Consider the following 22,101-nt stretch of genomic DNA (forward strand, 5'->3'; position numbering starts at 1 on the left):
GGCGGTTTGCCGATAAATTCACCGCAATTATATGACTCTCTTATCGGAATTATAAAGATAATTAATTTTTCTAATCCTCCTGAGCCTCCTAGGATGATCGCCTAACGTCTTAGGAGAAAGAGTCATGTCGTCTATCGTAGTCGTAGGTGCCAACTGGGGTGATGAAGGCAAAGGCCGCATCGTGGATTATCTGGCAGGCCAAGCAGGCGCCAGCATTCGCTTCCAGGGCGGCAACAACGCCGGCCATACCGTCGTCAACGACCTTGGCACCTTCAAGCTGCACCAGGTTCCGAGCGGTGTGTTCAACCCGGATTGCCTGGTCGTGCTCGGCCCTGGCATGGTGATCAGCCCCGAGAAACTGACCGTCGAGCTGGACGAAGTGAAAGCCTCCGGCGTCACTCCCAAGCTGGCCATCTCTGATCGTGCCACCCTCTGCCTGCCGCTGCACGCCATGGAAGATACCCTGGAAGAGCAGCGCCTGGGCGACGGCGCCTACGGTTCCACCCGTCAGGGCATCGCTCCCGCCTATGGCGATCGCGTCATGAAGAAAGCGATCCTGGTGGGCTGGCTGAAACAGCCGGAAGTACTGGTCGAGCGCATTCAATTCTTCCTCGACTGGAAACTGCCGCAGCTCAAAGCGCTCTACCCGACCTTCGAATTCAACCAGACCGCCCAGGAGATGGCTGACTGGCTGCTGGAAGTGTCCGCCCCCTGGATCGACTCCGTCTGCAACGTCAGCATGCCGCTCAAAGCGCTGCAGGCCGAAGGCAAGACCCTGCTGTTCGAAGCCCAGCTGGGCGCCGGTCGTGACCTGATCTACGGCGAATACCCCTGGGTGACCTCCTCCCACGTGTCCGGCGCCTATGCCGGCATCGGTGGCGGCCTGCCGGGTCTGCGTCCCGAGCGCGTCATCGCCGTCGCCAAGGCATTCAGCACCTCCGTCGGTACCGGCACCCTGCTGACCGCCATGGAAAACCAGGACGAGTTCCGCAAGATCGCCAACGAGTTCGGCGCCACCACCGGTCGTCCCCGTGACGTCGGCTACTTCGACGCCGTCGCCACCAAGAATGGTGTCGAGCTGCAGGCTGCCAACGAAGTGGCGCTGACCAAGCTGGACTGCCTGACCGGTCTCCCGGATCTGAAGATCTGCGTCGCCTACGAAGGTGCCCACACCGAGAACCCGATCTGGCCGCAAACTGCCGGTCTGAAGCCGGTTTACGAAGTGATGGAAAGCTGGAGCGAAGACATCACCGGCTGCCGTACCTTCGCCGAGCTGCCCAAAGCGGCTCAGCAGTACGTACTGCGCATCGAAGAGCTCCTGGGCGTACCGGTGCCGATGGTCTCCGTCGGCCCGGGCCGTGACGAGATGATCCTGCGCTAAGTCGCGCGATCAACTGTCAGCACAGTAAAAAACCGGCATCCAGGATGCCGGTTTTTTTATGCCCGGGCGCGCCACCACACTTTCGCAGCGCTCACCAGCAATCAACACAACGACTCATATCATGGCAGCAAGCAGGCCATATTGAGCGGTTGGGTTACTCACCTCTTCCCCCTCTTCGCTAGACTGATCCCATCATCCACCGAGGAGCCTCACCATGAAGATTGCCAAGCGTACCACCCTGCTCTCCCTGCTGTGCGTGGCGGCCCTGCCCGCCAGTGCCATGACCCTAAAGAGCAGCGACATCCACGAAGGCCAGCTGATGGACAAGGCCTTCAGCTTCAACGGCTTTGGCTGCAGCGGTGACAACCGCTCGCCCCAGCTGAGCTGGCAGGATCTGCCTGCCGGCACCAAGAGCGTCGCCATCACCGCCTATGACCCCGACGCCCCCACCGGCAGCGGCTGGTGGCACTGGCTGGTGGTGAACCTGCCGGCCAGTCAGAGCGAGCTGCCGAGCAATGTCTCGGGCAAGCTCAAGCAGGGGCTGGAGCTTAAGACCGACTTCGGCAGTCAGGGTTACGGCGGCCCCTGCCCGCCCGCTGGCCACGGCATGCACCGCTACCAGTTCACAGTCTGGGCCCTGCCCCAGGCCCTGGAGGTGAAGGCAGACACCCCGCCCGCCATGGTAGGCTACATGCTCAACAGCATGGCCCTTGGCAAGGCCACCCTGACCGCCACCTTCGTCACCCCCTAGGAGCCAGCCGGATGAGCACGCCGCTGCTGCAACTGCACCACTATCTCGGGATCCGCCAGCAGCCGCTGCACCGGGTGCTCATCTACGCCCCCACCATCATCTGGGTGGAGCAGGGTCACAAGCAGTTGTGGTGGCAGGAGAAGCGCCTGGCATTTGATCAGGCGAGCTGGCTGCTGATCCCGGCCGGTCACCAGCTCACCTTCGTCAACCAGCCGGAGCAGGGCAAGTTTCGCTCCCGCGCGCTGACCCTGCTGACCCCGCCCCCCGTCGAATGGCTCGGCGCCACCCAGGCCGGCCCGCTCAGGGAGCCGCGCCTGACGGTCAGTCCGGCGCTGGCTTTCTGTTTCGAGCTGGTCTGCTCCATGGCGGATCGGCGACTCAATGAGGCCACCCAGGCCCAGCTGCTGCAGGGCTTCTATGCCGAGCTGCAGGCCGCCGGCGGGCTCGACCTGCTGTTTCCCGCCCATACCATGACCCTCGGCGAGCGGCTGGCCCGCTACCTTGGGGTGGAGCCGGGCGCCGATCACACCCTGGAGGGGGTGGCACCGCACTTCGCCATGAGTCGCGCCTCCATGGCGCGCAAGCTGGCCGCCGAGGGGCGCAGCTTTCGCCAGCTGCTGACCCAGGTGCGCATGAGCCACGCCCTCACCCTGCTGCAGCAGGGTCTGGTGCCGCTGGAGACGGCCCTCGCCTGTGGCTACGACTCCCCCAGCCGCTTTGCCGCCCGCTTCAAGCAAGAGTTCGGCCTGACCCCCTATCAATACCTGCGTACCTGTCCCTCCTCCCTAGCGCTGGCTGCCACCAGAAAAGTAAATAGTTACTAAAATACCAAGCTATGTAACCTCGTGTAACCGGGTGATCCGGCTCACATCTCCCCCTCCTGCACTGTGACGCAGCGCCAATAATCCCCTCAAAATCGCCCTATAATGGCTCTCGCAAACGCTTTCACTAAAATAAACACTAAAAAACACCTTCCTTAACCTACAAAAACTGTCATTGGAGCGAGAAATGTTTCGTAAAAGTTTACTATCCGTCACCCTGAGCGTCGCCCTGTTCGGCCTCACTGCCTGCAACGGCAATGACTCCAGCAGCCCGGCCGCCCCCAGCGCCACCCTGGCGAACCAGTATCAGAACGTGATCGACCGCAGCGGCACCCCGCTCCAGTTTCGTGACTTTGACAGCTACTCCAACCTCAAATACAACCCGCTGCTCGATCTCGGCGCCTGGCACGGCTTCCTGCTGCCCGCCAGCGACAGCGAGTGGGGCGGCTTTACCGGCCCCATGGTCATCGCCGAGGAGTACAGCCTGTTCTTCGCCAGCGAATTGGACAAGCTGACCCTGAGCGACGAGAGCGGCCGCGCCTTCCCGCTCACCAGCGCCAGCAAGCAGGCGCTGTACGCCATCCCGGGGGCGCTGGTGCAGCGCTTCGAATTTGACCCCTTCACCCTGGAGCTGGAGCTGCGCTACGGCGATGCCCGCACTGCGCTGGTTCGCACCCGCCTCATCAACCACACTGACGCCCCCCTCACCCTTAAGCTCAACTGGCAGGGGGAGCTGCTCAACCAGTGGGATGCCAACAAGACGGTCGCCGAGCAGTACCCCGCCTGGACCCGCACCATCAGCCAGACCGAGCGCGGCGTGGCATTCCAGTTCGGCAAACTGCGCAGCACCTGGAACATCATGCAAAGCGGCAGCGCCAGCTACCGCATCGATCGCACCCTGCCCAGCCGTACCACCCTCGACGAGCAGGGGCTCGGCTACGTGAGCGAGGCCAGCCTCACCCTGGCCGCCAAGGGCCAGCAGGATATCTACACCCTGCAGAGCTATGTCCACAGCAGTGCTGAAGCGAGTCGTTTCGAGCAGAGCCGCCAGGCGCTGCTGGCCGACCCCGCCAGTCATTTTGACGACTCCATCCGCCGCTGGGAGGATTACCTGGCGCGCGGCCTCTCCAATCAGGGGATCCCGGAATCGGAGCGACGCATCGCGGTCAAGGCGATGGAGACCCTCAACGGCAACTGGCGCTCACCGGCCGGCGCCATCCTGCACGACGGGGTGACCCCCTCCAACACCGCTCGCTGGTTCGACGGGGTCTGGGCCTGGGACAGCTGGAAGCACGCCTACGCCATGGCCCACTTCAACCCCGAGGTGGCCAAGAACAACGTACGCGCCATGTATGACTACCAGATCCAGGCCGATGACCCGGTCCGTCCGCAGGATGCCGGCATGGTGATCGACGCCGTCTTCTACAACAAGCTCGCCGATCGCGGTGGCGACGGCGGCAACTGGAACGAGCGCGACACCAAGCCGCCCCTCTCCGCCTGGGCCATCTGGGAGATCTACAGCGCCACCAAGGACAAAGCCTTCATCGCCGAGATGTATCCGAAGATCCAGGCCTATCACGACTGGTGGTACCGGGCGCGGGACAACAACCGCAACGGCATCATCGAATATGGCGCCACCCGCCACGTCGAACACAACGACGAGTTCGGCAACATCACCTTCAAGGTGCAATACCCGACGGGAGCACCGATCGGGCTGGATCTGTCGAGCTGTACCGATGAAGGAGATGGCAGGTATGGCTGCGCCGGCATGGCGCTCTATCAGCAGGTATTGAGCGTTGGTGGCTACGCCGACATGGATATCGGCGCCCAGCACGGCGCAGGCTGGGAGTCCGGCATGGACAACGCCGCCCGCTTCGGCTTTATCGAGCCGGATCAGCTCAAGCGCTATGCCGACAAGACCTATGGCGGCGACATGGCCAAGGCGCGCCAGGACTGGAACGTCTTCTTCTTCGAAAACCATCAGGACGACGGCAGCCTCATCGGCTTCTCCATCGATCAGGAGTCGGTGGAGCTCAACGCCTTCCTCGCCAAGGAGAAGCGCATCCTGGCCGACATGGCCGAGCTGCTCGGCAAGCCGGACGAGGCGAGCCGCTACCGCGAAGGGGCGACCCAGCTGGCCGGCTATATCAACAGCTGCCTGTTCGATGAGGCCTCCGGCTTCTATTACGACCGCCAGATAGCCCAAGGGGATCTGCCCGACGCCAACGGCTGCGTCGGCAAGCTGTTGACCGCCCGCGGCCGTGGCCCGGAAGGGTGGAGCCCGCTCTGGGCCGAGGTGGCGGACAAGGAGAAAGCGGCGCGGGTGCGCGAGGTGATGCTCAATGCCCAGGAGTTCAACACCAAGGTGCCGCTCGGCACGGCGGCGCTGACCAACCCGGCCTACGACCCCGACATCTACTGGCGCGGCCGGGTCTGGCTGGATCAGTTCTACTTCGGGGTGAAGGGGCTGGAGAACTACGGCTATCGCAGCGATGCCCAGACGCTGGTCAACAAGCTGTTTGCCAACGCCGAGGGGCTGGCGGGCAGCGGCCCCATCCGCGAGAACTACAACCCGGAGACCGGCGCCATGCAGGGGGCCAGCAACTTCAGCTGGAGCTCGGCCCACCTCTATATGCTCTACCGCAACTTCCTGAAAACAGAGGGTTGATCCCTCTTTGCAGGAATGAGCCAACAAAAAGGCCTCCGCAAGGGAGGCCTTTCTTATGGCGCCGCCGCAGGTGGCGACTTACTTGACGGTCACCCGGGCAAACTTGCGCTTGCCGACCTGGTAGACGGCGGTACCGGCACCGATGAGTGCCTTGCCATCTTCCAGCTTCTCGCCGTCAACCTTGACCGCGCCCTGCTTGATCATCCGCAGCGCTTCGGAGGTGGTGGCCACCAGATCGGCATCTTTCAGCAGGTTGGCAATGGCCAGCCCTTCGCCTTCCAGTGCCAGCTCGACTTCCGGCATTTCGTCCGGAATGGCGTTCTTGGAGAAGCGCTGGGTGAAGTCTTCGTGGGCCGCTTCGGCTGCCGCTTCGTCGTGATAACGGGCGATGATCTCTTTGGCCAGCCAGATCTTCACGTCACGCGGGTTGAGGGTACCGGCGGCGATGCCCGCCTTGAACTCTTCAATTTCAGCCAGCGGACGGAAGGAGAGCAGCTCGTAGTAATTCCACATCAGATCGTCGGTGATGGACATGATCTTGCCGAACATCTCGCCCGGGGCATCGTGCACGCCGATGTAGTTGGCAGCGGACTTGGACATCTTCTTGACGCCGTCCAGGCCCACCAAGAGCGGCATCATCAGCACGCACTGGGTCGCCATGCCGGCATCTTTTTGCAGCTCGCGGCCCATCAGCAGGTTGAACTTCTGATCGGTACCGCCCAGCTCGACGTCCGCCTTCAGCGCGACCGAGTCATAGCCTTGCAGCAGCGGATAGAGGAATTCGTGAATGGCGATGGACTGGCCGTTGCTGTAGCGCTTCTTGAAGTCGTCGCGCTCCATCATGCGGGCCACGGTCTGCTTGGCCGCCAGCTTGATCATGCCGGTCGCGCCCAGCTCGCTCAGCCAGGTCGAGTTGTACTCGATGCGGGTCTTGGCGGGATCGAGGATCTTGAACGCCTGCTCGGCATAGGTCAGGGCGTTGTGCTTGATGGCCTCTTCGGAGAGCGGCGGACGGGTGGCGTTCTTGCCGGAGGGGTCACCCACCATGGCGGTGAAGTCACCGATCAGCAGGATCACTTCATGGCCCAGATCCTGGAAGGTCTTCAGCTTGTTGAGGATCACGGTATGACCCAGATGAATGTCGGGAGCCGTCGGGTCCATCCCCAACTTGATGCGCAGCGGGCGCCCTTCCTTCAACTTGGCGACCAGTTCTTCTTCCACCAGAATTTCTTCCGCTCCGCGCTTGATCTCGGCTAGCGCCACCTCGAGCTGGGACATTTTTTGACTCTCCAATCACGATTCCACAGGGCCAGACATATTACTGGAATGGCGGGCCAATTGGAAAGGCGGTAAACTCCGACATTCTTCCCGGCTCAACTTCGTCTGCTTCTCATGGTCATTTGGCACGCCTTCAACTCTCTCCCTCACTGGCACCGCAAGATGGTGCTGATCCTGAGCATCATGGTGATGATGCTGGCGGCCTGGCCCAGCGAACAGGCGGTCGCCACCCGGGTCGATGACAACGGCAACGAGCTGGCCATGGAGCAGCAGGTCGACGAGGAGGCGCTGCTGGCCGAAGCCAAGCCCGTCGCCCCCCCCAAGCCGAGCTACATCACCAAGCAGGTGAAGGTACGCAGCGGCGACAACATGGGGGTCATCTTCCAGCGCCTCGGCCTCAGCACCACGGATCTGCACCTCATCGACCAGCTCGAGGGCACGGATACCCTGCGCTTGCTCAAGCCAGGCCAGGAGCTCACCTTCAAGCTCACCAAGGGCGGCGAGCTGCACAGCCTCTACTACCCCCACAGCCTGGAGCAGGCGCTCAAGGTGAGCCGCAAGGCCGACAGCTTCGTGGCCAGACCGGTCAAACTCGAACTCGACACCCGCGAACAGGTGGCCAAGGGCGAGATCCGCTCCAGCTTCTGGGGCGCCGCCGTCGACGCCGGCATGACCGAGGATCAGATCATGGACTTGGCCGCCATCTTCGGCTGGGACATCGACTTCGCCCAGGACTTGCAGCCGGGCGACAGCTTCCGGGTGGTCTACGAAGAGAAGTATCAGGATGACGAGCGGGTTGCCTCCGGCGACATCCTGGCCGCCGAGTTCGTCAACCAGGGTGCCACCTATCGCGCCGTGCTGAACGAGGATGGCAACTACTACACCCCGGATGGCAAGGCGATGCGCAAGAGCTTCCTGCGCGCGCCGGTCAACTTCAAATACATCAGCTCCAACTTCAATCCGCGCCGGCTGCACCCGGTCACCGGCAAGGTGCGTCCCCACAACGGCATCGACTACGTGGCGCCGGTGGGCACCCCCATCATGGCGGCGGGCTCAGGCAGCGTGGTGGCCGCCGGCTACAACCAGTTCAACGGCAACTACGTCTTCATCAAGCACGCCGGCAACTACGTGACCAAGTACCTGCACCTCTCCAAGCGCACCGTCAACAAGGGGCAGCGCGTGAAACAGGGCCAGACCATCGGCAATCTGGGGGGGACCGGACGGGTCACCGGGCCGCACCTGCACTATGAATTCGTGGTGGGCGGCGTGCACAAGAACCCGCGCACCCTCAACCTGCCCCAGGCCGAAACGCTGAGCGGACGGGCGCTGGCCAGCTTCAAGGCGCAGGCCATGCCCCAGCTGGCCAAGCTGGACAGCCCGGAGCTGCAGCTGGCCCAGAACAAGCGGGCCAACGGCGGCAGCTGAGCCACCATGCCAGAGACCCACAAGGAGCAGTCATGAGCGAGCGTTATATCGGCTTGATGCCGGGTACCAGAATACGGCATGGGATCGGGGCCGCTTCCTCTCTCACGTACTTTTTCCCGACCTGCAAGTAAGGAAACCCCATGACTGAACGCTATATAGGCTTGATGTCCGGTACCAGCATGGACGGTATCGATGCCGTGCTGGTGCTGATCGAGGGGGATGAACTGCGGGTCGAGGCGGCCCTCAGCCATCCCTGGCCCACTGCGCACGAGCTGCACGCCCTCTGCACCCCGGGCGACAACGAGATCGACCGCATGGGGGTCGCCGACAACCTGGTCGCCCGCGAGTTTGCCGCCGCCACCCACGCCCTGCTGGCCAAAGCGGGGCTGACTCCCAAGGATATTCGCGCCCTCGGCAGCCACGGCCAGACCATCCGCCACCGCCCCCAGCTGGGCTTTACCCTGCAGATCGGCAACGCGGCCCTGCTGGCGGCGCTGACCGGCATCGATGTGGTGGCCGACTTTCGCACCATGGACATGGCCCTCGGCGGCCAGGGGGCGCCGCTGGTGCCCGCCTTCCATCAGGCCTTCTTTGCCCGCCCCGGCGCCCTGCGGGTGGTGCTCAACCTCGGTGGCATCGCCAATATTTCGGTGCTGCCGGGTCAGGCAGACGGCGTCTATGGCTTTGATACCGGCCCGGCCAACACCCTGCTCGACGGCTGGTATCGCCGCCATCACCCCCAGGGGGCCGGCTATGATGCCGGCGGCCAGTGGGCGGCCAGCGGCAGGCTTATCCCTGCACTGCTGGAGCAGCTGCTGGCCCACCCCTACTTTGCCGCCCCCCACCCCAAGAGCACCGGGCGCGAGATGTTCACCCTGGCGTGGCTCGATGGCGAGCTGGCCGGCCACGCCCATGCCCCGGCGGATGTGCAGCGCACCCTGCAGGCGCTCACCTGCCACAGCATCGCCCGCCAGCTGCCCACACTGGCGGATGCGCAGAGCCGGCCCGAGCTGTATGTCTGCGGCGGCGGCGCCCATAACGCCCCGCTGCTGGCGGAGCTGGCCAGCCTGCTGCCCGGCTGGCGCATCGCCAACACGGCCGAGCTGGGGATCGCTCCCGACTGGATGGAAGGCGCGGCGTTTGCCTGGCTGGCGCAGCGCTTTATCCACCGCCAACCCGGCAACCTGCCGGCCGTCACCGGTGCCAGCCGCCCCGCCGTGCTGGGTGCCCTCTATCCTGCCTGACCCAATAGAGCAGGGCCGTCACTCGACGGCCCTGCTGTTTCATCTCCTGCCTGTTCAGCGCTGCCAGCCCCTCTTGCAAAGGCGTGACGCTATTGGCGGCTCACTGCCTCCAGCAGGGTAGTGGCGGCCAACTTGCCGAGCGGATTGCCGGCCAGCGGGCTGTCACCGGTCAGCAGATTGCGATCCCGACACACCTCCCCCGAGATGCCGCTGTTGACGATCTCAAATCCCATCCCCTTGAGCCGTTCGCCAAACTTCCAGGTGAGCCGGCCCGGCATGTAGCCAATCGCCGGCGTCTGCTCATCCAGCGCATCGGGGAAGGCGCAGATCTGGTAGCCGGCGAAGGTGTGCGGATTGGCTACCGCCAGCAAGGCCGCCGGCCCGTGGCAGAGGGTGATGATGAAACGCTCGTGGGCCATCGCCCACTCCAGCAGCGCCTTGACCTCGGCACTCTCGGGCAGCCCCATCAGGGCGCCGTGCCCGCCGGGAATGAACACGCCGAGGTAGTCCGAGTCGGGGGCCTGCACCTGGGCCAGCAGATCCGCCAGTTTGGCCGGCTGGCGAAACTGCCCCTGGTATTTGCCATAGAGCCCCACCACCGCCTCATCCTCCATCGGCATGGCCCACCACTCGAACTTGACCGGATTGCCCGACAGGGTGGCCACCTCAAAGGCAAAACCCGCCTTGTCGAGGTGATACATGGGCAGCAGGGTTTCCACCGGATGGTTGCCGGTAGAGAACAGGGTGCCGTTGTCGGTGAGCAGATAGCGCTCATCGGCCCCGATCAGCAGGATCTTCCAGCGGCCGCCACGATAGGGGGCGGGATAGTCGGCCCCCGCCAGATCCGACTTGCGCGAAGTGAACTGGCTCAATGAATAGGGGGAAGGGAAAAAGGCATTCTGCTCCGCCGGATCCGGGGTCGGTTGCTTGTCGTCAATCAGCTTCTCGGTCATGGGACTCTCTCCATCATGGGTTGACTCGCTCACACAGTATTGACTGTCAGGGGCCGGGTAAATGCGCAGCGCCCTTCCCTCTGACAGGGCGCTGACGCACGGCGCCCACGCAGTCAGGTCCTGTTCGCGCCGCTGAAAATATATGGCATATGCAGGGTGGCGTCCTGCCCGCCTGGTTGCCGCATCCGGCAGTGAACGGCGCCCCTCATTTCCATCCGCTCTTGCCACCCCAGCTTATTGCCATGCAGATGGACTGAATGTTATTTCAATGGCTCTCTTGTGGCTCACTTCAGGCATATTTTTGGCCTTCTGAAAAGCCCTTCACCAGGCTGAAAAATAAATAGCTATGCAAAACCGGGATAATATCCTGCAAGTTGGTCAGAATAATTAACCTGGAATTTACAGCTGGTAACCTGAACCGACGCGAATAAAGGCACCATCAGCCGCCTGCATCGCAAAAAGTGGGAGCGCCATCACCTTTATTGGTCATTCTGGTCATGCATTGAATAGCAAAGTGAATATATTTCACTCTGTTGAGCCACCTCATAGAAACCGGATCCCGGTTTGCATCCGCTGGCGAACGCCCCCTAGAATCCTCCCGTCTGAATCATCAAGCCGATTTATTTCTCCCTTATCCGTTTGCACGCGCCTGCGGCACCGGCACAAGGCTTTACACAGTGATGACCATGGTCCCTTGCCCCGTCGCCCTGCGGCGGGAACGGGCAACTGTTGCCGCCATCATGGGTATCGCCCCGCGCGACGTATTCGGCCAGGGAAGAGCAACGCGGCCTGACCCTACATCAAAAACGAAAAAGGAGTATCGCCATGAGTGGTACCATCATCAAGTCAGCCAGAAATACCGCCAATGCACCGCAGGATCTGAGCCCCAGCACCCAGAGCGTGGCGTTCTCCCACTACAACAATATCTCCGCCCAGCTGCCGGTCGACCCGAAAACGGGCGCGCTGGTCGCAGGGGATATCAAGGTGCAGGCCAGACAGTGCCTCACCAATATCAAGGCCATCGTCGAGAGCATCGATCATGTGATGGATGACGTGGTCAAAATCACGGTGTTTCTCAAAGAGATCGCCGATCTCGACGCGGTCAACGCCGTCTATGGCGAGTTCTTCCCGCGCCTGCTGCCGACCCGCACCGTGCTGGCGGTGGCCGGTCTGCCGCTCGGCGCCGCCGTGCAGATGGACGCGCTCATCTCCAACGGTGAAGGTACCTTCCCGCAGGCTCCCTGCCCGCTGCTGAAGCTCTCCCGCAACAGCGACAAGGCACCGCAGGATCCGCTCTCGACCCACACCGTCGCCTTCTCCCACTACAACAATATCGGTGCCCAGCTGCCGGTCGATGCCGCGTCGGGCCAACTGGTCGCCGGCGGCATCCAGCAGCAGGCTGGCCAGTGCCTGCGCAACATCAAGCACGTGCTGGAGAGCATCGATGTGCCGTTTGACGATATCGTCAAGGTCACCGTCTATCTGACCAGCCTGGCCGATCTGGACGCCGTCAACGAGGTCTACACCACCTTCTTCCCGGACTCAGCCATTGCCCGTGCCGTCGCCTACCTGCCGGCCCGCAGCGTGATCGTGGCCTCCGCCCTGCCGCTGGGCGCCCGGGTGCAGATGGATGCGGTCATTTCCCACGGTGACGGCACCCCGCCGCAACTGGTGGAAGACAGACACAATCTGGTGATCAGCGCCCGCAATACCGACAAGGCACCGCGCAGCCCGCTGCACACCCAGACCGTCGCCTTCTCCCACTACAACCACATCGCCGGCCAGCTGCCGGTTGATCTGACCACCGGCAAGATCCTGACCGGTTGTGTCAAGGAGCAGACCGCCCAGTGCCTCGGCCATATCAAGACCATCGTCGAGAGCATCGGCCACGTGATGGACGATATCGTCAAGGTCAATATCCAGGTGAAGAACATCGCGGATCTGGCAGATGTGGATGCCATCTACACCAAATACTTCCCGGCCTATCTGCCCGCCCGCACCGTGATTGCCGTGAGCGAACTGCCTGCCGGCGCCCTGGTGCAGATGGATGCCGTGCTCTCCAATGCGGAAAGTACCCCGCCGCAGGCGTAAGATTTGTTTTAAATAATAAAAAGAGACCGGCTAATGGCCGGTCTCTTTTTTGGTAACAGGAAGGGATATTATTTTTATGGCATCGACGCAGATGCGCGAACGTTCGATGAGGCTTCGCCAATCGAACCTGCGGGCCAATAACACGCTATCGAATATGGTGCTTCAGTTCAGCTTCCCACTGTTTGAACAATGTAAAGTCACCCTCGGCTCGACTCTTGGCAGCCGTGAACCATTGCACCCCTACCTCATCAGAATGCCTGAACTCCAACCGAAACTCATACTTGGTACTTATCACCAGTGCCAGACATGCACCAATCAAAAATGCGATAGCAGGAAGAATCCACGTAATAACCTGACCTTGTGCATCCGTTGGCACAAATATGAACAGTAGACTGGAAGCAATGGCCCCCAACATAATCATATTGAGTATTTTGTCTTTCCAGGAAAGGACCCGAACCTGTACGTTCGATATTCTTCCCAGATCGTAGCTGTCCTTATTGACTTGTAGTTTCTGTGCTGACTGATTGATGACAATGGAACAAGACATGGGAAACTCCATTTCAGATATACGTCACATGACATTTTTATAATCAAGAACTCTTCATGAAAAACTGACCACCATCCCGACAACCCTGCTGCATGACACCAAGCAGCCAGCAACCATCAAATAGCCCGAACGTTGCCAACCAGGCTTGTTCAATGGACGCTACCGAATATTGGTTCATACCTTGTAATGAAGGGGGTAAGCCGCCCAGCATGGTATCGTATGACGCCAAACTTGAAAGCAAATTCAAAAGAAAAAGCGAGATTGATCAAGTAATCGATCTGAATACCTCCCGTATCGGCTCACACGCTATTTCGTCATCCCCAAACAGCCATAAAAAACGCCCCCCATCTTGCGATGGAGGGCGTTTTATCGTTCCGGCTATTGGGCCAGAGTGGCCCAACGTTCAGGAATTACAGGGGCTGTTACAGGGACTCTGCGGTCGCAACCACGTTTTCCACGGTAAAGCCGAATTCCTTGAACAGCAGCTCGGCCGGTGCGGACTCACCGAAGGTGGTCATACCGATGATCTTGCCGCCGAAACCGACGTACTTGTACCAGTAGTCGGCGATGCCGGCTTCGATGGCCACACGCTTGGTGACGGAGGCTGGCAGAACGGACTCTTTGTACTCGGCAGACTGGGCGTCGAACACGTCGGTGGCCGGCATGGAGACCACGCGCACGGCACGGCCCTTGGCAGTCAGCTGCTCATAGGCGGCAACGGCCAGTTCCACTTCGGAACCGGTGGCGATCAGGATCAGCTCAGGCTTGCCAGCGCAATCCTTCAGCACGTAGCCACCCTTGGCGGTATTGGCCAGCTGCTGGGCGCTGCGGTCCATCTGAGCCAGGTTCTGACGAGAGAAGATCAGCGCAGTCGGGCCGTCGGTACGCTCGATGGCGTGCTTCCAGGCGATGGCGGATTCAACCTGGTCACACGGGCGCCAGGTGCTCATGTTCGGGGTCAGACGCAGGGACGCGATCTGCTCGACCGGCTGGTGAGTCGGGCCATCTTCACCCAGACCGATGGAGTCGTGGGTGTAAACGAAGATGGCACGCTGCTTCATCAGGGCGGCCATGCGCAGGGCGTTGCGGGCGTATTCCATGAACATCAGGAAGGTAGCGCCGTAGGGGATGAAACCACCGTGCAGGGCGATACCGTTCATGATGGCGGACATGCCGAACTCGCGTACACCGTAGTGGATGTAGTTGCCGGAGGCATCGTCGTTGGTCAGGGACTTGGAGCCGGACCACATGGTCAGGTTGGACGGCGCCAGGTCGGCAGAGCCACCCATGAACTCCGGCAGCAGCTTGCCGAAGGCTTCCAGCGAATTCTGGGAGGCTTTGCGGGTTGCGATCTTGGCCGGGTTGGCTTGCAGGGTTTCGATGATCTTGGCGGATTCAGCGGCCCAGTTGGCCGGCAGCTCGCCAGCGGTACGGCGCTTGAATTCGGCAGCCAGGGTCGGGTGAGCAGCTTCATAGGCGGCGAACTTGGCAGCCCAGTCGGCTTCCAGCTTGGCGCCTTTCTCCTGACCGTTCCACTCGGCAGCGATGTCGGACGGGATAACGAACGGCGCGTGGTCCCACTTCAGGAAGGCACGGGCAGCGGCGATCTCGTCATTGCCCAGCGGTGAACCGTGGCAGTCGTGGGAGCCGGACTTGTTCGGGGAACCGTAACCGATGATGGTGCGGCAGCAGATCAGGGTCGGCTTGCCGGTCTCGGCCTTGGCGGCTTCGATGGCAGCGTTGATCGCTTCCGGGCTGTGGCCGTCAACGGCGGCAATCACGTGCCAGCCGTAGGCTTCGAAGCGCTTGACGGTGTCGTCGGTGAACCAGCCTTCCACGTGACCGTCGATGGAGATGCCGTTGTCATCCCAGAACGCGATCAGTTTGCCCAGTTGCAGGGTACCGGCCAGGGAGCAGGCTTCGTGGGAGATACCTTCCATCAGGCAGCCGTCGCCCATGAAGGCGTAGGTGTAGTGGTCGACGATGTCGTGACCCGGCTGGTTGAACTGCTCGGCCATGGCCTTCTCGGCGATCGCCATGCCCACGGCGTTGGTGATGCCCTGGCCCAGCGGACCGGTCGTGGTTTCAACGCCCGGCGCGTAACCGTACTCCGGGTGACCCGGGGTGCGAGAGTGCAGCTGGCGGAAGTTTTTCAGATCGTCGATGGAGAGGTCATAACCGGAGAGGTGCAGCAGGGAGTACAGCAGCATGGAACCGTGGCCGTTGGAGAGAATGAAACGGTCGCGGTCGGCCCACTTGGGGTTGTTCGGGTTATGTTTGAGGTGGCTGCGCCACAACACTTCGGCGATATCCGCCATTCCCATGGGGGCGCCCGGGTGACCGGAGTTGGCTTTTTGAACGGCATCCATACTCAATGCGCGAATGGCATTGGCAAGCTCTTTACGAGAAGGCATCTGTATCTCCTGCGATTGCTTCATTTGATGGCCAAGATTAAGGCGCGTTATTGTCCCAGCAGGGGGCGCGGCGTGCAAATATTATCTGGGCGAATAAAGTAGCTTTGGGAGCTCAATCGCTTTTCTTGACGGGGCAAACGATTGAGCCGTAACCGCTTTACACCCCAAATGGGGTAAAGCGCGGATCTTGTTCGGCCAGGGGGCGGTAAAACCAAAATAGTGCTGGCAATCGAGGGGGGCGCTAACTAAAATGGACGTCCAGATGTAGATACCTCTACAATCATCCTATCATCACCCGGTTATTGCTGCGGCGATAACCCCAGACAAGCTGAGAATCCCATCATGGCAAAGCTGTTTACTTCCGAGTCGGTCTCCGAAGGCCATCCCGACAAGATTGCGGACCAGATCTCCGATGCGGTCCTGGACGCCATCCTCAAGCAAGACACCAAGGCCCGCGTCGCCTGCGAGACCCTGGTCAAGACCGGCATGGTCATGGTGGCCGGTGAAGTAACCACCACCGCCTGGGTAGACATCGAGCAGATCGTGCGCGACACCGTGCGCGACATCGGCTACACCCACTCCGACATGGGCTTCGACGCCGACTCCTGCGCCGTGCTGAACGCCATCGGCAAACAGTCTCCGGACATCAACCAGGGCGTTGACCGCAGCGATCCGCTGGAGCAGGGCGCGGGCGACCAGGGCCTGATGTTCGGCTACGCCACCAACGAAACCGACGTGCTGATGCCGGCCCCCATCACCTACTCTCACCTGCTGGTGAAGCGTCAGGCTGAAGTGCGCAAGAACGGCACCCTGCCGTGGCTGCGTCCGGATGCCAAGAGCCAGCTGACCTTCGCCTACGACGACGCCGGCAAGATCATCGGTGTGGATGCCGTGGTGCTGTCTACCCAGCACGCCGAATCCATCAGCCACAAGGATCTGGTGGAAGCGGTGCGCGAAGAGATCATCAAGCCGGTACTGCCGGCCGAGTGGGTCAACAAGGACACCAAATACTTCATCAACCCGACCGGCCGTTTCGTCATCGGCGGCCCGATGGGTGACTGCGGTCTGACCGGTCGCAAGATCATCGTCGACACCTACGGCGGCATGGCCCGTCACGGTGGTGGCGCCTTCTCCGGCAAGGATCCGTCCAAAGTTGACCGCTCCGCTGCCTACGCCGCCCGCTACGTGGCCAAGAACATCGTCGCCGCCGGTCTGGCCGATCGCTGTGAAATCCAGATCTCCTACGCCATCGGCGTGGCCGAGCCGACCTCCATCAGCGTCGAAACCTTCGGCACTGCCAAGGTGGCCGAGGATCTGCTGGTCAAGCTGGTTCGCGAGCACTTCGAACTGCGTCCGTACGGCCTGATCCAGATGCTGGATCTGAAGCGCCCGATCTACCAGGCCACTGCCGCCTACGGTCACTTCGGTCGCAACGAGTTCCCGTGGGAGCAGACCGACAAGGCCGAACTGCTGCGTTCCGCCGCCGGTCTGTAAGCGTCACGCTTGTGGTATAAAGGGGAGCCTGGCTCCCCTTTTGCTTGTCCGCCATTTGCCGAGAACCCGATGTCCGTCACCGCTACCCGCCTCGATCCCGCCCTGTACCAGCAGTTGCTCGCCCGTGTCGACGCCTGTTTTGTGCAGGCCGAAACGCGCCTTGGCCGCCCCTTTCCCCGCCCGCAAGTCCATTGCAACATGCGCGGTCGGGCGGCAGGATCGGCGCGGCTGCAAACCTGGGAGCTGCGCTTCAACCCCGCCCTCTACCAGGCCAACCAGCCGGCATTTCTGGCCGAGGTGGTGCCCCACGAGGTGGCCCACCTGCTGGTTTATGCCCTGTGGGGCGAAGGGCGTGGCAGATCGCGGGTGCTGCCCCACGGCCGCCAGTGGCAATCGGTGATGCGGGAGGTGTTCGGCCTTGAGCCCAGCACCACCCACAGCTTCGATCTGGCGGTACTGGCGCAGCCGACCATCCCCTATCGCTGCCTCTGCCAGCAGCATCAGCTGTCGGTGCGCCGCCACAACAAGGTGGTGCGCGGCGAGGCCCGCTATCACTGCCGCCGCTGCAAGCAGCCGCTGGAGCGGGTTGGCTCGTCGCAGTAAGCCAGCCGGTGTCGCGTCCCTGTGCTAGGGTGCCTCTCTGCTTTTTCCGCCAACCATCTCATTTGCCAAGGATCTTCATGTTTCGTCCCCTGTTTTCGTTCACCCTGGCCCTGCTGGTCAGCCTGCCCCTGCATGCCCAGACTTTTCGCGCCGCCAAACAGGATCTGAACCGCCTCTATCAGGATCACCCGGTCACCTTCTATTGCGGCTGCAAGATTGACTATCAGGGCAAGAAAATGAGCCCGGATCTGGCCAGTTGCGGCTATGAGCCGCGCAAGCAGCCCAAGCGCGCCGCCCGCATCGAGTGGGAACACGTGGTACCGGCCTGGGAGTTCGGCCACCAGCTGCAGTGCTGGCAGCAGGGCGGTCGCAAGAATTGCGGCAAGAGCGACGAGTTCAACCAGATGGAGGGGGACATGCACAACCTCTTCCCCGCCATCGGCGAGGTGAACGGTGATCGGGCCAACTTCCGCTTCTCCGACTGGAATGGCACCCCGGATCAGTACGGCCAGTGCCGGATGCTGGTGGACTTCAAAAATCGCCAGGTGCAGCCGCCCAAGGGGCTGGTACGCGGCCAGATCGCCCGCGCCTACCTCTACATGAGCCAGCAGTATGGGCTGCGTCTGGCGGCGCAACAGCGTAAACTGTTCGAAGCCTGGGATAGGCAGTACCCGGCCGACGGCTGGGAGTGCGAGCGCAACCGCCGCATCGGCAAGCTGCAGGGCAATACCAACCCCTTTATTGAAAAGCAGTGCCGATAACCCCATCTATGGACACAAGGGATTTAAAATCCCTCTTCTTGAACCAGAGACTGACACTGAGCCATGCGCATTCCACGTATCTATGAACCGGCCGCCCTGCAGGTGGGCCAGACCCTCGCCCTGTCGGAAGACGGTGCCAACCACATCGGCCGGGTGCTGCGCATGCAGCCGGGTCAGCAGCTCGAGCTGTTCAACGGCGACGGCAACCAGTACCCCGCCACCATCGCCAATGTGGGCAAGAAGTCGGTGGAAGTGACCATCGACCGCTGCGACACCCACTCGGTGGAATCCCCGCTGGCCATCCACCTCGGTCAGGTGATCAGCCGCGGCGACAAGATGGACTTCACCATCCAGAAATCGGTGGAGCTGGGCGTCACCTGCATCACTCCGCTCTTCTCCGAGCGCTGCGGCGTCAAGCTGCCCGCTGATCGGCTGGAGAAAAAACGCGAGCAGTGGCAGAAGGTGGTGATCAGCGCCTGCGAGCAGTGCGGCCGCAATACCGTGCCCGAGGTGCGCATGCCGATGGAGCTCGACGCCTGGCTGGCGGAAGAGACCAACGAACTCAAGCTCAACCTGCACCCGCGCGCGCCCTACAGCATCAACACCCTGCCCATCCCTGAGCACGGCGTGCGCCTGCTGATCGGCCCGGAAGGGGGCTTGTCGAGCGACGAGATCGCCCGTACCGTGCAGGAAGATTTCAAAGAGATGCTGCTGGGGCCGCGGGTGCTGCGCACCGAAACCGCCGCCCTGACGGCGATTACTGCGCTGCAGTGCCGCTTTGGCGATCTCGCTTGATACCATGGGCCGCATCGAGCAGCCCCATGGCAACCTCGATGCAGCCGCAAGCGGCCGATTACGCTGCGCTAATCGACCCTACAACCCCCTCGAGCCATTAAGAAGGAACAGCGGATGACCATTAAACTCGGCATCGTGATGGACCCCATCTCGGCCATCAACATCAAGAAGGACTCCAGCTTCGCCATGCTCGAAGAGGCGCAAAAGCGCGGCTACGAGCTGTTCTATCTGGAGATGAAAGACCTCTACATGGAGGCCGGTCGCGCCTTCGGTACCATGCGCCCGCTCACCGTCAAATATGACTATGCCGACTGGTACACGCTGGGCGAGGTGGTGGATCAACCGCTCTCCAGCCTGGACGTGATCCTGATGCGCAAGGATCCCCCCTTCGACACCGAGTTCATCTACGCCACCTACATGCTGGAGCGGGCCGAGGATGAGGGTTGCCTCATCGTCAACAAGCCGCAGAGCCTGCGCGACGCCAACGAGAAGCTCTACACCGCCTGGTTTGCCGAGCACACCCCGACCACGCTCGTCACTCGCAGAGCCGACAAGTTGCGTGCCTTCCACGCCAAGCACAAAGACGTGATCCTCAAGCCGCTGGACGGTATGGGCGGCGCCTCCATCTTCCGCATGAAGGAGGATGACGCCAACGTCGGCGTCATCATCGAGACCCTGACCGCCCACGGCAGCCAGTACTGCATGGCGCAGACCTATCTGCCCGCCATCAAGGATGGCGACAAGCGGGTGCTGGTGGTGGACGGTGAGCCGGTACCCTACTGCCTGGCCCGCATCCCGGCCCAGGGGGAGACCCGTGGCAACCTGGCGGCCGGCGGCCGTGGCGAAGCGCGTCCCCTGAGCGAAGCGGACTGGGCCATCGCCCGTGCAGTGGGCCCGACGTTGAAAGAGAAGGGGCTCATCTTCGTCGGCCTCGACATCATCGGCGATCGGCTGACCGAGATTAACGTCACCAGCCCGACCTGCATCCGCGAGATTGAAGCGGCCTTCGACGTGCACATCACCGGCATGCTGATGGATGCCATCGAGCGCCGGCTGGCCAAGGCCTGAGCCAGCCACAGTTAAATTGCTGCCCGCTCTAGTGAGCGAACGGTAATAAAAAGAGGCGGCCCCGGGCCGCCTCTTTTCTATCCTGCCTTTGCTCTTTCCTGCCTCTTCCCGTCAGCAGCGGAACTGCCCCACCTTCACCTTGAGTTCGCAGGATAGCTGTTCCAGCTCGTGGCAACTCTGGTTCAACTGGGAGGCGGCCTGTGTCGATTCGCTGGCGATGTGGGCGATATTGACCACGTTGCGGCTGATATCCTCAGCCACCTTGCTCTGCTCCTCCGCCGCCGTGGCGATGTGGGTATTCATCTCGTTGATCACGTTGACCGAACTGACTATCTCGCCAAGCGCCTGACCACAGGCCAGCACGGTGCGGTTGGACTGCTCCACCTGATCCAGTCCCAGCTCCATGCTGGACGCCGCCTGAGTGGCCCCCTGCTGCAGCTTGACGATGGTCTTGCCGATCTCCTCGGTGGAGCGCTGGGTACGCTGGGCCAGGGTGCGCACCTCGTCGGCCACCACCGCAAACCCCCGCCCCTGATCACCGGCCCGCGCCGCCTCGATGGCGGCATTGAGCGCCAGCAGGTTGGTCTGCTCGGCGATGCCGCGAATGGCATCCATCACGCTGCTGATATTGCGGCTGTCGTCGGCCAGCTGGGTGATCATGGCGGCGGTGTTCTGGATCTGGGACGACAGGCCGGACATGCACTGAATGGCGTCCGCCACTATCTGGTGACCGTGGCGGGCACTCCCGTCGGCATGGCGCGCCGCATCGGCAGCGTTGTTGGAGCTGTTGGCCACTTCCGCCACGGTCGCGCTCATCTGGTTCATGGCCGTCGCGGTCTGATCGGTCTCGGCCTGCTGCTGGGCGAAGCGCTGGCGGCTCTCGACGCCGATATGAGCCAGCTGGGCCGACTCCCTGGCGAGCTGCTCCGCCATGCCGTTGATCTGGGTGATGAGCTCGCGAAAATGGCAGATCACGTCGTTGAGGGAGTGGGCCAGCCCGCCCATCTCGTCCTTGCGCAGCACCGGCGCCAGCTTGCTCAGATCGAGATCCCGCTGCATGCCGCGCAAGATCCCGCCCATGGCGGCCAGGGGCTGGCTGACGCTGCGCCCGGCCCACACCCCGAAGAACAGGATGCAGGCGCCGCCAACCACCAGCAGCAAGATAAACAGCCGGTTGAGCTGCACCCTGAGCCCGTTGAGCTCGGTCATGTTCTTCTCGGCCTCCTTCAGCTGGTACTCCACCAGGGCGCTGATCCCGTCGCTGACCGGGTCGATCACTCGATAGAGCGGCATGATATGGGCGGCCAGCTGACCCTGATTGCTCCCCTGCATGTCGGCCAGGATCTGCATCACCGCCTCAATCTCCTGGTCTGCCGCCGCAAACAGCCCCTGCATCTGGTCGGCTTCCCGCTGCTCGGCCTGGCTCATCGGCTGGCTGCGGTAGCCCTGCCAGATGCGCTTGATCTCCTGCTGGGCGGCACTCATGTCTGCGCGCGATCTGGCGGGGTCAAAGCCCCCCACATTGGCCTTGTTGGCCGCATCGATCACCTTGACCGCGTAGAGATCGGCGATCTGCTTGAGCTCCTTGAGCTGCACCACCTCCCCCTGATACATGCTGTTCATGCCAGTCATCAGCTGGGACATCGCCTGGACAGCCCCGATCACCAGCAGCACCAGTGCCAGCAGGGGTACCACACAGCCCAGGATCAACTTCTGTCTGATCGAAATACCTTCCATGGTGTTATCTCCATCCTGGCTGCGGCGGGGAACCGGCCCGCAAGCGGTAAAAAGCGGTTTTGCCCGCCCC

Annotated in this window: 17 protein-coding genes; 12 read left to right on the plus strand and 5 right to left on the minus strand. The window is 62.1% G+C overall.

Going from position 1 to position 22,101, the window contains the following annotated elements; all coding sequences use genetic code 11:
* The first annotated feature begins 124 nt into the window (after positions 1 to 124).
* The 4 genes from AHA_RS15750 to ygjK all read left to right on the plus strand — a co-directional run bounded on the left by AHA_RS15750 (position 125) and on the right by ygjK (position 5,621).
* Positions 125 to 1,381: an adenylosuccinate synthetase gene (locus tag AHA_RS15750; protein ID WP_005303296.1), complete on the plus strand. Its 1,257-nt coding sequence runs from the start codon at positions 125 to 127 to the stop codon at positions 1,379 to 1,381.
* A 214-nt stretch (positions 1,382 to 1,595) separates the two neighbouring features.
* Positions 1,596 to 2,132, plus strand: a complete 537-nt coding sequence (locus AHA_RS15755; protein WP_011706901.1) for a YbhB/YbcL family Raf kinase inhibitor-like protein — start codon at positions 1,596 to 1,598, stop codon at positions 2,130 to 2,132.
* A gap of 11 nt (positions 2,133 to 2,143) precedes the next feature.
* Positions 2,144 to 2,956 carry a helix-turn-helix transcriptional regulator gene (locus AHA_RS15760; RefSeq protein WP_011706902.1) on the plus strand — a complete coding sequence of 271 codons (813 nt, stop codon included), beginning with the start codon at positions 2,144 to 2,146 and terminating at the stop codon, positions 2,954 to 2,956.
* Between the two features lie 184 nt (positions 2,957 to 3,140).
* A complete protein-coding gene (gene ygjK / locus AHA_RS15765; RefSeq protein ID WP_011706903.1) occupies positions 3,141 to 5,621 on the plus strand; it encodes an alpha-glucosidase in 2,481 nt (826 codons plus the stop codon).
* Positions 5,622 to 5,699: 78 nt separating this feature from the next.
* On the opposite strand, the gene tyrS is transcribed toward ygjK, so the two are convergent.
* Entirely contained in the window at positions 5,700 to 6,899 is a 1,200-nt protein-coding gene (tyrS, locus tag AHA_RS15770) for a tyrosine--tRNA ligase (RefSeq protein WP_010633247.1), read from the minus strand.
* A 114-nt stretch (positions 6,900 to 7,013) separates the two neighbouring features.
* On the opposite strand from tyrS, the gene AHA_RS15775 reads away from it, so the two are divergent.
* Together AHA_RS15775 and AHA_RS15780 are read left to right on the plus strand one after the other, a co-directional pair.
* Positions 7,014 to 8,324 carry a peptidoglycan DD-metalloendopeptidase family protein gene (locus AHA_RS15775; protein WP_011706904.1) on the plus strand — a complete coding sequence of 437 codons (1,311 nt, stop codon included), beginning with the start codon at positions 7,014 to 7,016 and terminating at the stop codon, positions 8,322 to 8,324.
* Positions 8,325 to 8,464: 140 nt separating this feature from the next.
* Entirely contained in the window at positions 8,465 to 9,568 is a 1,104-nt protein-coding gene (locus tag AHA_RS15780) for an anhydro-N-acetylmuramic acid kinase (RefSeq protein WP_011706905.1), read from the plus strand.
* A gap of 89 nt (positions 9,569 to 9,657) precedes the next feature.
* Here the strand turns inward: AHA_RS15780 and hchA are convergent, their stop codons facing one another.
* Positions 9,658 to 10,521 carry a glyoxalase III HchA gene (gene hchA, locus AHA_RS15785; RefSeq protein ID WP_011706906.1) on the minus strand — a complete coding sequence of 288 codons (864 nt, stop codon included), beginning with the start codon at positions 10,519 to 10,521 and terminating at the stop codon, positions 9,658 to 9,660.
* An 825-nt stretch (positions 10,522 to 11,346) separates the two neighbouring features.
* Here hchA and AHA_RS15790 point away from each other — a divergent pair.
* Positions 11,347 to 12,612 (plus strand): RidA family protein, encoded by a 1,266-nt coding sequence (locus tag AHA_RS15790; protein WP_011706908.1) that lies wholly within the window; start codon positions 11,347 to 11,349, stop codon positions 12,610 to 12,612.
* Between the two features lie 145 nt (positions 12,613 to 12,757).
* On the opposite strand, the gene AHA_RS15795 is transcribed toward AHA_RS15790, so the two are convergent.
* Positions 12,758 to 13,159 carry a hypothetical protein gene (locus AHA_RS15795; protein ID WP_024945982.1) on the minus strand — a complete coding sequence of 134 codons (402 nt, stop codon included), beginning with the start codon at positions 13,157 to 13,159 and terminating at the stop codon, positions 12,758 to 12,760.
* Between the two features lie 422 nt (positions 13,160 to 13,581).
* The gene (gene tkt, locus AHA_RS15800) at positions 13,582 to 15,573 is read right to left on the minus strand and encodes a transketolase (protein ID WP_011706909.1); all 1,992 of its coding nucleotides are present in this window, start codon (positions 15,571 to 15,573) and stop codon (positions 13,582 to 13,584) included.
* A 342-nt stretch (positions 15,574 to 15,915) separates the two neighbouring features.
* Between tkt and metK the strand changes: the two genes are divergently transcribed.
* From metK to gshB, 5 genes are all read left to right on the plus strand, one after another.
* Positions 15,916 to 17,067 carry a methionine adenosyltransferase gene (gene metK / locus AHA_RS15805; RefSeq protein WP_011706910.1) on the plus strand — a complete coding sequence of 384 codons (1,152 nt, stop codon included), beginning with the start codon at positions 15,916 to 15,918 and terminating at the stop codon, positions 17,065 to 17,067.
* A gap of 69 nt (positions 17,068 to 17,136) precedes the next feature.
* On the plus strand, positions 17,137 to 17,670 hold the full coding sequence (locus AHA_RS15810; protein WP_011706911.1) for a SprT family zinc-dependent metalloprotease: 534 nt from the start codon (positions 17,137 to 17,139) through the stop codon (positions 17,668 to 17,670).
* 77 nt (positions 17,671 to 17,747) lie between these two features.
* The gene (locus tag AHA_RS15815) at positions 17,748 to 18,431 is read left to right on the plus strand and encodes an endonuclease (RefSeq protein WP_164927713.1); all 684 of its coding nucleotides are present in this window, start codon (positions 17,748 to 17,750) and stop codon (positions 18,429 to 18,431) included.
* A 63-nt stretch (positions 18,432 to 18,494) separates the two neighbouring features.
* Positions 18,495 to 19,226, plus strand: a complete 732-nt coding sequence (gene rsmE / locus AHA_RS15820; protein WP_011706913.1) for a 16S rRNA (uracil(1498)-N(3))-methyltransferase — start codon at positions 18,495 to 18,497, stop codon at positions 19,224 to 19,226.
* Between the two features lie 114 nt (positions 19,227 to 19,340).
* A complete protein-coding gene (gene gshB / locus AHA_RS15825; protein WP_011706914.1) occupies positions 19,341 to 20,294 on the plus strand; it encodes a glutathione synthase in 954 nt (317 codons plus the stop codon).
* A gap of 111 nt (positions 20,295 to 20,405) precedes the next feature.
* Here the strand turns inward: gshB and AHA_RS15830 are convergent, their stop codons facing one another.
* A complete protein-coding gene (locus AHA_RS15830) occupies positions 20,406 to 22,031 on the minus strand; it encodes a methyl-accepting chemotaxis protein (protein ID WP_011706915.1) in 1,626 nt (541 codons plus the stop codon).
* Positions 22,032 to 22,101 lie beyond the last annotated feature (70 nt).

The organism is Aeromonas hydrophila subsp. hydrophila ATCC 7966 (genome assembly GCF_000014805.1).
Taxonomy (GTDB): Bacteria; Pseudomonadota; Gammaproteobacteria; order Enterobacterales; family Aeromonadaceae; genus Aeromonas; species Aeromonas hydrophila.

Coding starts and splice junctions, on each gene's coding strand:
- AHA_RS15775 (WP_011706904.1), top strand. CDS start 7,014: ATGGTCATTTGGCACGCCTTCAACTCTCTCCCTCACTGGCACCGCAAG.
- AHA_RS15830 (WP_011706915.1), bottom strand. CDS start 22,031: ATGGAAGGTATTTCGATCAGACAGAAGTTGATCCTGGGCTGTGTGGTA.
- gshB (WP_011706914.1), top strand. CDS start 19,341: ATGACCATTAAACTCGGCATCGTGATGGACCCCATCTCGGCCATCAAC.
- AHA_RS15755 (WP_011706901.1), top strand. CDS start 1,596: ATGAAGATTGCCAAGCGTACCACCCTGCTCTCCCTGCTGTGCGTGGCG.
- AHA_RS15815 (WP_164927713.1), top strand. CDS start 17,748: ATGTTTCGTCCCCTGTTTTCGTTCACCCTGGCCCTGCTGGTCAGCCTG.
- AHA_RS15760 (WP_011706902.1), top strand. CDS start 2,144: ATGAGCACGCCGCTGCTGCAACTGCACCACTATCTCGGGATCCGCCAG.
- ygjK (WP_011706903.1), top strand. CDS start 3,141: ATGTTTCGTAAAAGTTTACTATCCGTCACCCTGAGCGTCGCCCTGTTC.
- tyrS (WP_010633247.1), bottom strand. CDS start 6,899: ATGTCCCAGCTCGAGGTGGCGCTAGCCGAGATCAAGCGCGGAGCGGAA.
- AHA_RS15795 (WP_024945982.1), bottom strand. CDS start 13,159: ATGTCTTGTTCCATTGTCATCAATCAGTCAGCACAGAAACTACAAGTC.
- rsmE (WP_011706913.1), top strand. CDS start 18,495: ATGCGCATTCCACGTATCTATGAACCGGCCGCCCTGCAGGTGGGCCAG.
- tkt (WP_011706909.1), bottom strand. CDS start 15,573: ATGCCTTCTCGTAAAGAGCTTGCCAATGCCATTCGCGCATTGAGTATG.
- AHA_RS15790 (WP_011706908.1), top strand. CDS start 11,347: ATGAGTGGTACCATCATCAAGTCAGCCAGAAATACCGCCAATGCACCG.
- metK (WP_011706910.1), top strand. CDS start 15,916: ATGGCAAAGCTGTTTACTTCCGAGTCGGTCTCCGAAGGCCATCCCGAC.
- hchA (WP_011706906.1), bottom strand. CDS start 10,521: ATGACCGAGAAGCTGATTGACGACAAGCAACCGACCCCGGATCCGGCG.
- AHA_RS15810 (WP_011706911.1), top strand. CDS start 17,137: ATGTCCGTCACCGCTACCCGCCTCGATCCCGCCCTGTACCAGCAGTTG.
- AHA_RS15780 (WP_011706905.1), top strand. CDS start 8,465: ATGACTGAACGCTATATAGGCTTGATGTCCGGTACCAGCATGGACGGT.
- AHA_RS15750 (WP_005303296.1), top strand. CDS start 125: ATGTCGTCTATCGTAGTCGTAGGTGCCAACTGGGGTGATGAAGGCAAA.